We start from the raw sequence: 10757 nt of genomic DNA, 5'->3' as shown, positions 1-10757 counted from the left end.
CTTTCTAAGCCAAAACTGTCTTTAAGAACGGTTAACGCTTCGGTGCCATACAGAACGGAGAGTAACATAATCAGTTTTTTGATCCGTTTTAGCAGGGCCCTGATTTTTTAAGCGGTGACAGGGCTTCAGCCAGGGCAACTTTTCGATTACGCTTTTTGAGTAATATTCCCCCCTTGTTTTCTGGATTGCCAGAGATGCCTGCTTGCCAGCGTTGAATTGCACAGCAAAAAGGAGCTGATCTGGCTCTGCCGCATTAGCGCAGAGAAGTTAGCAAAAGTGGCGCTGCCGGTTTTTTCGGCAGCCAACAGATAGAATTGTTCCGCCGGAAATAAACCTTCGCCGTCGGGATGCTGACGCGGCCCTTTACGTATCGTGGAGTGGTCAACGACAATACCGCGTTCAGCCATCATCTCTTCGAGATGACGAAGGCTCAGGGCATAGGCCAGGTACCAGTGGACACACTGTGCAATAACATCGATGGGGTAATGCAGGCGACTGAAGGCGTTTCGGATCAGAGACATGGGCAGGCAACATCACAAAAAAACAGCATATTACCCAACCATTCCTTAATGCGACACAACCATTGATATTGCGCCAGGCGTTTACGTACAATTCCGCCGGTTGGCAGTTTAAGAAATAGGCAATGCTAATTTTGCCCCCCTTTTCTACTAAAGCGACAGGCCCCCATTTTTGCAACAAGCCTATTAAAATTCTGATTTATTCAGATAATCCTTAAAACAAGAAATTTCCTACACCGACTGGTCTGTCATGCTATATCTCTCCACATGTGATTATTGTTTAATATTTTCACAGCAAAACTTGATCTAGATCATGTTTGTTACTGATTGCTGATTGACTTTATAAAATATATTAAATTCACATATGGATTCTGAATACATGAAAAAGCAACTGATTGGCCTGACGGTATTGTCTTCTTTACTCTTTGGTAGCAATGTCGCCAATGCAGCAACGCCGACGGCGGAATTAAAAGTTATCGGTACCTTGACTGTGCCAAGCTGTACCATCGTTGCACCTGATGAAGGTGTTTATGATTTGGGTCGTCTGTCTTCATCTTTAGTGAAATCAGGCACAGCTCTGACCGCTCTAACAGCAATAACGAAAACCTGGACTGTTAACTGTGATGCTGACACCTATTTGAACTTCACGCCGGTTGATAACCGTGCGGCTTCTGCAAGTTCTGTAGCAACAACCAACTTTGGCCTGGGGAATGTTAATGAAACAGGTAAAATTGGTTACTACACCGCAGTAATTAAACAAGGTACGGTAGATGGCAAAGCCTCTAACCTGTTCTCTTCTGCCACATCCACATTTACTGCAACTACAACAGCGGCGCTGACAACAGGTCTGCGTACCGGCTGGTCATCAGCAGCTAACACCCAAAGCACTGGCAAAGTGTTTACGGCTGATATTACAGTAAGCCCGATTCTGGCAGGTACCACCACCATGGGCGGCCCTATCACTGAAGATGCAGAGATTGATGGTTCTATGACCATGAACTTCGCCTTCGGAATCTAAGTTTTGCAGACGCCACACTATAAGATAAGGGCAGATTTATATTTCTGCCTTTTTCCTAACGTTGTATTGGGTTGATTAGATATCACCTAACTCTGCATTTATATTTTGGATATTTTGGCTATGAAAAAGCAACTCATCGGTCTGACGGTATTATCGTCTGTAATTTTTGGTAGCAATGTAGCCAATGCAGAAGTCCCGACTGCCGAATTAAAAGTTATCGGTACCTTGACTGTGCCAAGCTGCACCATCGTTGCACCTGATGAAGGTGTTTATGATTTTGGTCGCCTGTCTGCATCTTTAGTGAAATCAGGCACGGATAGGACCGCTCTAACTGGACAGACGAAAACCTGGACTGTTAACTGTGATGCTAGCACCTATTTGAACTTCACGCCGGTTGATAACCGTGCAGCTTCTTCAAGTGTTGCGACAGCAAACGCCTTTGGTCTGGGGAATGTCAATAACACAGGTAAAATTGGTTACTACACCGCGCAAATGACGCAAGCTACGGTAGACAGCAAAGCCTCTAACCTGTTCACTACAGCGACAAACGAAATTTCATCGGCCCCCACAGCGGGCCTTATAACCGGTAGGCGTACTGGTTGGGCATCTGCAGCTAACACCCAGAGCTCTGGCAAAGTGTTTACGGCTGATATTACAGTAAGCCCGATTCTGGGGGGTACGACAGACATGGGTGGCCCTATCACTGACGATGTGAAGATTGATGGCTCTCTGACCATGAACTTCGCCTTCGGAATCTAAGTTTCGCAGACGCCGCACTATAAGATAAGGGCAGATTTATATTTCTGCCTTTTATTTCTATGGATTAATATTAATTCATTTGAAAGGAATTCATTTTTATGAAATTGAATCTGTTGAAATTAACTATTTTTACCTCGTTAATGTTTTCTCTCGGGGCACAGGCGGAACAGCCATCCTCGGAATTGAAAGTTAAAGGAACAGTAGGTATTTCAAGCTGTACAGTCATTGCACCTGATGATGGTATTTACGACCTCGGTAGGATCTCTTCATCTTTAGTCAAGCCGGGGACAGCCACAACAGAATTACCTGCGATAAAAAAAACCTGGACGATCAATTGTGACTTAGCAACTTATTTACGTTATCGGAGTACTGATAACCGTTTAGATTCTGTCAGTGATACCTCATCATCCTTAAATCATGGATTGGGTAATATTAATGGAACGGGTAAAATTGGATTTTATACCGCGAAGACATCTAATCATCACGTAGATGGTAAAAGTACACTAATATATTCTACTGTTGTGTCAGGAACAGGAACTGGTAGCAATTTGTATAATAACATGGGTTTCATCGTTTTCTCTGACGAATCCAGGACTGCCATTGCGGGTAAATCGTTTGATTTTGACGTTACAATATCACCAATACTGGCGGGAACTACAACGATGAATGGTCCAATTACGGAAGATGCCAATATTGATGGTTCGACAAGTATTAACTTTTCATTTGGTATTTAGTTAATACATTACTAAAATAATTATTTTTATTTATTTGGGGGAGCTGTGTTTATTTACCGTTATTTGCTCTCTTTCACAGTTCTATTTTATTCTTTTTTTTCTGTGACAGCTTTTTCTGCCACAAAAGAGGGCGCAGCCCAGTTTGATACAAAAACACTGGAAGGTTTAGGCTTCTCGGCAGAATTAGCTGATTTTTTCAAAGGACAGGATAAATTCTTACCTGGGCAACATAATGTCACTGTTATTATCAATGCGAATAAAACTTACAAGGTTGAAGCCACCTTCGACAGTCAGGGGCAGTTATGTGTAGACCGCCAACTGTTGATTAAATTGCAGTTACGTCATAACGAGAGTGGTGACCATTGTGAAAACATTGAAACTTTATGGCCCGGTGGGGTTGTAACGCTATTTCCAGGGAAATTCCTGGTCGAGATGAAATTACCACAAGAGGCGTTTGACCCTGAAGTGGAAAACAGTGATTACGAACGTGGTGGTCATGCGTTGCTGCTTAATTATAATTTATTTGGTCAGCGTGTCGAAAGCAAAAACGATAATTTGAATTTATTTCAAGGACAGTTCGAACCCGGTATTAATATTTTTAACTGGGTATTACGAAACCGTGGTTCATATATATATAACCAAGGGGTAAGCCATTATGATAACCAAGAGACTTACGCCTTGCGTGCGGTTGAATCTTTAAAGTCAGTCGTGCAATTAGGTGAATTCGGACTTAGGGCTGATACCTATTCTGGTCTGCCTATGGTGGGGGCGCAATTATATTCTGATAATGCCCAGCTAAATAATATGCAATTGGTTGTGCCCATTGAAGGGATTGCCAGCACGAATGCGACGGTTGAAGTGAGTCAGCGTGGGCGCGTTATTTACCGGACGGTGGTTGCACCAGGGCCTTTTTCGTTATCGAATATTAGTAACTTCTCCAGTGGGGTTCCCACTGATGTTAATGTGATTGAAGAAGACGGTACCCAACAACATTTTACCGTATCTAATACATTGGACCCTAATTTTGGGCAGCATGCGACCACATACCAACTGGCATTGGGGCGTTACCGCGATAATCTAAATGACAGTGAGAGTAAGTCACCGCTATTGGCGACGGGGGAGGTATCTTTCGATCCGACTAATACATTCCGCATGACCACCGCGGGGCTACTTTCTACTGATTACCAAAACTTTAGTCTACAAAATCTGTATAGCGGCTTCGATAATGCCTGGATTTCGGCATCAGCACGTTATACCAACACAAAAGATACCGGGCAGGGATATCAGCTTGCTTTACAGAATCAAGTCGCTATTAACGGCAATTTGAGTGCGTCGCTATCTACTGTGTATGACTCCGTCAATTACTGGTCACCAGATAATGCCCTGAGCGCGGGAAATAATCTGGATGACCAGCTATACGGTAAGCTAAAAAATTCTACATCCGCAGCGGTGACTTGGGCACATCCCCGCTGGGGCGCATTTTCCTATTCTTTATCTAATAATATTTATTATCAAACTGAGAGTAGCGTCTCTCATGCTGTCTCCGTGAGTGAACAATTTGGTCGAGTGACAACCACATTAAGTTTACAGTCAACGTCACAGGGGCAAAATTCTGTCTACTTTGGAATAAGTATGCCATTAGGACAAGGGGCGCTCACCGGGCGTATGCAGCGCATTAATGGTAATACGACATTAGGCAGTACCTACCAAGGAACGTGGGGCGATAATAAGGGTTATTCTGTGGGGATTACGGGAAGTGACAGTCAGCGGCGAGTTAATGGCGCGTTAAATATGAAAACCGCGTATTCGCAACTGTCTGGTGGTATTTCTCGGGCCAGCAATAATAGTCAGTCGGCCTATTTTTCGACGAGTGGATCTATGGCTTATGCTAATAATACTTTTGCGACGTCTTCATCATCTATTGGTGATACCTTCGCGGTCTTGAATGTACCAAGTCAGTCCAGTTTACGCGTGTCGTCGCCGGGCAGCGGAATGGCTATCACTGATTATTCAGGAACGGCCTTGCTGCCATCAGTGATCCCTTATACGGCATCAAAAGCTCAAATAAGTACCAAAACATTACCCCTTAATGTTCGTCTTAACAGTACCAGTGCCGACCTAATGATGATGCGAGGCACAGTCGCGACCCGTAATTTTGAGGCGACAGAAGTTCGCCAGTTGTTATTGAGTATCCGTGATAGCAAAGGTAACCCTATGCCTGTAGGGGCGAATGTGCTCAATGACCAGGGAGATTTTTTGGGCACCATTATTGGCGAGGGTAATTTTATGCTAGAAAATAATGCTATTGGCAAAGTTTTACGAGTAAAGGCGACGAACCAAATGGAATGTGTTGCCGGATATAGCGTGCCAGAGAAGTTTGATCCAGAGACATTGTATGAAGTCGCCGATGCGGTATGTCATTAATTTGAATAATGCACGGTAAGTCAATAATTTAGCTATAAGGTTTATTATGAAAAACACGATTACAGTATATGACACGATATTCAGTCGCTTTAAGTCATTTTTTATTTTCAATTTACTTATTTCTTTAAGCTGCTTGAGCATGGCATCTTATGCATCATTCAAATTAGAAAGCACCACAGTTATTTTAAAAGAAAGTGAAGGGCGCGCGAGTTTTACCATTGATAACACGTCGGCTAACCCGATATTGTTGGTCACAAAACTGATCGATATCGATGGTAAAGACTTCAGCAAGCAGATTTTGATTTCTCCGCCGGTGACACGTATTGACGGTGGACAAAGTCAGCAAGTTAACTTTGTACTGAAGAAAGGCGCGGTGCTGGACACGGAAGTATTACTGAAAGCCGCATTTGAAGGCGTGGAGCAGGTGCAAGGAAACTCAACCGTCATGCCTATCCGTCAGGAAATTGGTTTTCTTATCCAGCCCAGTGCGGTGCCACAAATTAAAAACCCATGGGAGGAGCTGGTTTTTACAGCCTCAGGCAATAAGTTAACGATTAAAAATCCGGGTAAGCATGTCGTTCGTCTGGGCCCTCAGGTATTTTTAGTCCCGAATAATGAGGTTGTTCCTTTGGGTAATGCCTATATTATGCCGGGCACGACTAAAGAATTTTCAATAAACACGCAGCCCACATCTGTAAAAATTACGCCGCTAAGCCGTTATGGTTTTGTGCAACCAGAGGTCATTATTCCTATTAAATCTTAATTATTATAGGTAATTAACCAATAGGTTAAATATTAATAGCAGTGAATATCATGTGATAAGCCCATTTTCTCCGATGGTGTTAATGGGCTTATCACCAATAATCAGCTTGGATAATGCGCCGCAGAGTGTCACGCCGGTCAGCCATACCAGAACGTACTTCACCGCAGTATCATCCAATGCCGATGTAAAAGAATTTGATATTTCAGACCTGGAAGGAGAGCTAACTTAATACCCCAAAAGCTATCTACCAAGACGCTTCCCCCCGAAGACATCCGAAAAGTAACATGACGAGCCTGTAGATCTGCGAGGTTCACCACACAGGTCAGCATATTATAATTAAAGAAACGGGAGCCTGAGTGACACAATTCATGTTGCTAATACCTCAGAAGGGAAGTTCATGCTTACCCTCTTCATCGGGTCGTTGATTAAATTCGCCAGATTTATAACTTTCAGGTATCCATCCATTACTGGGCGTTCCATCCATTTTAGGGTTGGCCCTGCTTTGAATAATACTGAACATAATGGTTCAAAGTGAAAATAGTAGGGAGATGGTGCTGATTTCAGTTCGGTGTACAGTGATATTCAATCCAATGTATCGCCATAGATTTTTGAGATAATAATAAAGTTACTTTTGAGATAATCCACAAGCAATAATCTGTTAACGTAATGACTATAAAGTATTTTTTAATCTCTTTTTAAGATAATGATATCTACATATTTGAGATAATCTAACTTTATACCTAAATTTAATCACTATGATTTAGCACTGTTAAACCCCCGTTTCGACTCGCCACTGGTTGATGCGTTGACCGAACTTGAGTTACTAAGACACCTGCGCCTTGAAACTGATGTGCATCCTCTGTTGTTTGCCCAGCTAAAAAGTATTTTTCATATGCAGGAAAGTTTGGGTTCAGCAAGAATCGAAGGCAACCATACAACATTAGCCGATTACGTTGAAAGTAAAGTAGAAGGGGCTGAGGATGCCACGGATCAACTGAAAGAGATGACCTCTTTGAACCGCACATGTGGGATATCTATGAAAGTCAGGACTAGGCCGCATTAGCGGAGAAAATACGAAAAAAGCGCAATGCAGCAGTGAGTTGTCGATGGAATAAAAAGATATTAGAGGAAGCCAGAACGCGGTAGGTTCTGGCTTTATGGGGGATTAGAAGCTGACTTTTATCCCCAGATTGCCTGAGTAGCCATCCATGTTGTTGTTAAAGGCCTTTTGGTATTTAACATCAGCATAGATATCAGTGCTGTCATTTACTCTAACTATGACTCCAGCCCCTGTTTGCCAGTAAGATTTACTGAATTCAGGGCGGATAGTGGTGTTATCAATGGAGACTTCGGGGTTTTTGCCTAACTGATAAACGACGTCACTGGTAAAGTAGGGATTGACGACCTGCTCTTTGCCAATATCCTGTAATAATCGTAAGCCAGCACGCGCCTGACCAATTGAATATTGGGTACTGTTGATGGTCGATAACGCGTCGTTAGAATTACGCAGGTTCAAATATTGGTACTTTACCTGACCTTGTGGTTCGATTTTCCAATCATCACTAATTGGATAAACTTGCCCTGCTTCAACAGAAACCACCACACCAGAGCCCGTCTGCTTGGCATTCACATCGCTTTCATAATCGTTGCGATATAGCGTGCCTTGTCCCACTAAATCGAGATAGCCACCGTCTTGGCTTATCAGGGTGTAATAGCCGCCTAAACCATAGGCTTCGGTTTTGATCTTGCCGGTATCAATCGATAAATCGGCATGCAATGCACGGGCCTTATCTTGCGTATCTGTATGATGTTTACCTAGCGTGAACATGGCACCCGCAGTGGCTTTTGTCCCAGAGGCGCTCTCAGCTTGATAAAAATCATGGCCTAACTGGATAAACTCGATATCAGAGTCATAGCTGAAGCGGCCCGCATCGAATTTATTATAAACACCACTGACCCGCCCCCATGATGCTTGATTAAAGCTATTATTGGCACTTTCTAGAACACTGCGGCGCTCATGTAAACGGCCTAAGGTGACGAAACCATAAAGTGCATTTAACCAAGGTGCAGCGATATAGCCCGGCACGTCAGGGCGATAAGCAACTTCTTCAGTATCGCCATTAATAAGATTGGATTGTAAATTCCAATTATTGGCATCTACTTTATACAATAAATACTGATAGGCTCCCGCAACCACCCCATCATTCATCGTGAAACGTCCAGTGCTGGTATCGCCATCAACAGTAATCAAGTTAATCCCACTGCCCGTAGTTTGTGCGCCTAGTCCGTTTTGGTTAATTACGGTGACGGTATGGGCGCCAGTGGCGTTACCCATGATATGCAGTCGGTCTGTTGGGGAGTTACTATCGCCTAGTTGCGTGTTAAATGTAAGGTTGCCATTACCGGTCAAATTACGGGTGACGGTTAATGTACTGAAATTATGGGTTCGTGATAGAGGGCTACTGTTAACAAAATTTATTTGTCCCAAGACGTGCATGGTCTCAGCATCAGCATCACCGGTTAAATTCCACACGCTGCTGCTATCAATATCAATATGGTTAGCATTATACGCGGCACCAGTCCAAACTGAATTATTCGTCATGTTAAGATTTATATTATTATTTTCGTCCGCCAGAATATCGCCCATTAAAACGACATGATTATCGACATTCAGATTCACATTACTGGCGTTATTGTTGGTGGCATTTGTTGAGGCGTAGACTAGCAATCCATTACCGCCAACTAGTTGCGAGCCGTTGAGCATATCAACATTAATATTACCGCCAGATGCTCTTATTCCCGCGCCCTGTAGGCTGACCACCGATGAATTATCTAAAGTAACCTGACTGTATGATGATAATGCGGAATTACTGTTAGCATAAATTCCGCCCGCGTTCAGGCCTTCAGTTGTAAATTGGCTGTCAGTCACCGAAATTGAACTGTTACTCAGTGTATATAAGGCGTAGGCGCTAGCCCCTGTTGAGGTGCCGGTAATATTTTTAGCATTGAGTGATGATCCCGCAAAAGTACCTAACATCATGCCAGAGGCACCGCTGGTCTGGATAACCGCATTATCCAGATTCATCTGCCCAGCTATTGCGGATGATGCAGCAATACTGCCCGTTCCTGCTGTTGTGATATCCATATTACTGGCATTAAACGTCGCCCCTTGGGTATAAATTCCATGGGAATTATTCCCCTTAGTACTGACTGTAGTATTATTTACCAGTGCTGAGCCACGATTTTCTATCCCAATAGCCCCATTACCTTCAGTCATTACTACTGTATTATTGGCAATCAAGGACGAGGTATTACCTGACACCCAAAGCCCGGTGTTGTTATTCCCTTTAGAATAATAGGAGCCACCGTTAATAGTGATACTGGCATAATTATTTATATCGACTAACGCTGAAACACTATCAAGCGAGGATGCCACTACATCGGTGAGGGTGACGGAGGCTGTATCAGTCGCACTGCCCATTGCGATTATTACTTTGCCAGAATCTAACTGAATATCGCCATTACTAATATTGGCTGTTCCCTTAATATCTAGCGCAGTCATTTGGCCGGTTATTGCCAGCGTATCCAGGGTAGCGGTTGAGTTTTTGTTAACACTGACACCTGCATTACCCTTGTCTATATGGATGGTGGTGTTATCCAGATTGGCATGAGCACCATTGGCGATATATATTCCATAACCACTGATACCATGTGTATTATTAATGACGTTATTGGCACCGATTAATGTGGTTTCTGCGTCGGTCAGATAAATGCCATAGTTCAGCGCACCGCTGGCGTTCAGAGCGGCATTGTTTAGATTAATTGTGCCACCAGAAGCGCCAGAAATACCGTGACTGTATGTATTGTCGGTAGAAATCACCGTACCATCAATATCACTTTTAGCATTTGTACCCGTGGTAAAAACACCATGCCCACTTTCGCCTGAGCTAGCAATGGATCCATCTTGTAAGCTGACGGTTCCATTGTTATTCATTACGCCGTAAGCGATATTACCACTGACGGTTATTGAGGTATCCGTCAGATCCAGTGAGCCATTATCAGTAACTAGCGCCCCATCTGCATTACGGGCTGTTGTGATAATGTCAACATCGGCCTCACCCGTAATTTTGCTTCCCGTACCTTTAACCGACACTGCACTTTGATTGGCAATGTCACTGCCATAACTGCCAGAGATGGATTGTTGTGTTCCATCTGTATGGCTTATGGTGTCCGCCCACGTAGCAGAGGAATGACACAAAGGAATAAGTAAACTTGTTAGTAACGTTTTATGGAAAATACAAGATTTTTTCGATTTATTGATATTTTTCATTATATGTTTTCATCGGTGCGTAATAAATAAAAAAGAATCCAACAAAAAAATGAGTCGGTTTTTTTGTTGGATTGTCTTTTGAGTTTTATTAACATTTTAAATTAAAGGTTTAATTTACTTTTCTACGCTAATATATCTGCTATTTTCAAGCTTAGATATGAACCTAAGAAACCATTGTTTGTAGGAAATATCCCACTCAATATTTAATTCA

General features: G+C 43.0%; 6 protein-coding genes and 2 pseudogenes. 6 read left to right on the top strand and 2 right to left on the bottom strand.

Going from position 1 to position 10757, the window contains the following annotated elements; all coding sequences use genetic code 11:
- Positions 1–362: 362 nt before the first annotated feature.
- Positions 363–521: pseudogene (locus YROHD0001_RS20100) on the bottom strand (IS6 family transposase); the annotation flags it as partial.
- A 376-nt stretch (positions 522–897) separates the two neighbouring features.
- Between YROHD0001_RS20100 and YROHD0001_RS02740 the strand changes: the two are divergent.
- The 6 genes and pseudogenes from YROHD0001_RS02740 to YROHD0001_RS19795 form a co-directional block, all read left to right on the top strand.
- Entirely contained in the window at positions 898–1536 is a 639-nt protein-coding gene (locus YROHD0001_RS02740) for a DUF1120 domain-containing protein (protein ID WP_032817937.1), read from the top strand.
- Between the two features lie 120 nt (positions 1537–1656).
- The gene (locus tag YROHD0001_RS02745) at positions 1657–2295 is read left to right on the top strand and encodes a DUF1120 domain-containing protein (RefSeq protein ID WP_032817935.1); all 639 of its coding nucleotides are present in this window, start codon (positions 1657–1659) and stop codon (positions 2293–2295) included.
- A gap of 98 nt (positions 2296–2393) precedes the next feature.
- On the top strand, positions 2394–3029 hold the full coding sequence (locus YROHD0001_RS02750; RefSeq protein ID WP_004716240.1) for a DUF1120 domain-containing protein: 636 nt from the start codon (positions 2394–2396) through the stop codon (positions 3027–3029).
- Between the two features lie 45 nt (positions 3030–3074).
- Positions 3075–5453: a fimbria/pilus outer membrane usher protein gene (locus YROHD0001_RS02755; RefSeq protein ID WP_004716239.1), complete on the top strand. Its 2379-nt coding sequence runs from the start codon at positions 3075–3077 to the stop codon at positions 5451–5453.
- A gap of 46 nt (positions 5454–5499) precedes the next feature.
- Positions 5500–6216 carry a fimbria/pilus chaperone family protein gene (locus YROHD0001_RS02760; RefSeq protein WP_004716236.1) on the top strand — a complete coding sequence of 239 codons (717 nt, stop codon included), beginning with the start codon at positions 5500–5502 and terminating at the stop codon, positions 6214–6216.
- Between the two features lie 736 nt (positions 6217–6952).
- Positions 6953–7231: pseudogene (locus YROHD0001_RS19795) on the top strand (Fic family protein); the annotation flags it as partial.
- A gap of 150 nt (positions 7232–7381) precedes the next feature.
- On the opposite strand, the gene YROHD0001_RS02765 reads toward YROHD0001_RS19795, so the two are convergent.
- On the bottom strand, positions 7382–10546 hold the full coding sequence (locus YROHD0001_RS02765) for an autotransporter outer membrane beta-barrel domain-containing protein (protein ID WP_032817933.1): 3165 nt from the start codon (positions 10544–10546) through the stop codon (positions 7382–7384).
- Positions 10547–10757 lie beyond the last annotated feature (211 nt).

Source organism: Yersinia rohdei ATCC 43380, assembly GCF_000173775.1.
In the GTDB taxonomy this organism is placed as follows: Bacteria; Pseudomonadota; Gammaproteobacteria; order Enterobacterales; family Enterobacteriaceae; genus Yersinia; species Yersinia rohdei.
This window is presented reverse-complemented; position numbering and strand designations above follow the sequence as displayed.

Bases quoted from the DNA above. Each gene is read 5' to 3' on its own strand.
- YROHD0001_RS02740 (WP_032817937.1), top strand. From the start codon at position 898: ATGAAAAAGCAACTGATTGGCCTGACGGTATTGTCTTCTTTACTCTTT.
- YROHD0001_RS02745 (WP_032817935.1), top strand. From the start codon at position 1,657: ATGAAAAAGCAACTCATCGGTCTGACGGTATTATCGTCTGTAATTTTT.
- YROHD0001_RS02750 (WP_004716240.1), top strand. From the start codon at position 2,394: ATGAAATTGAATCTGTTGAAATTAACTATTTTTACCTCGTTAATGTTT.
- YROHD0001_RS02760 (WP_004716236.1), top strand. From the start codon at position 5,500: ATGAAAAACACGATTACAGTATATGACACGATATTCAGTCGCTTTAAG.
- YROHD0001_RS02765 (WP_032817933.1), bottom strand. From the start codon at position 10,546: ATGAAAAATATCAATAAATCGAAAAAATCTTGTATTTTCCATAAAACG.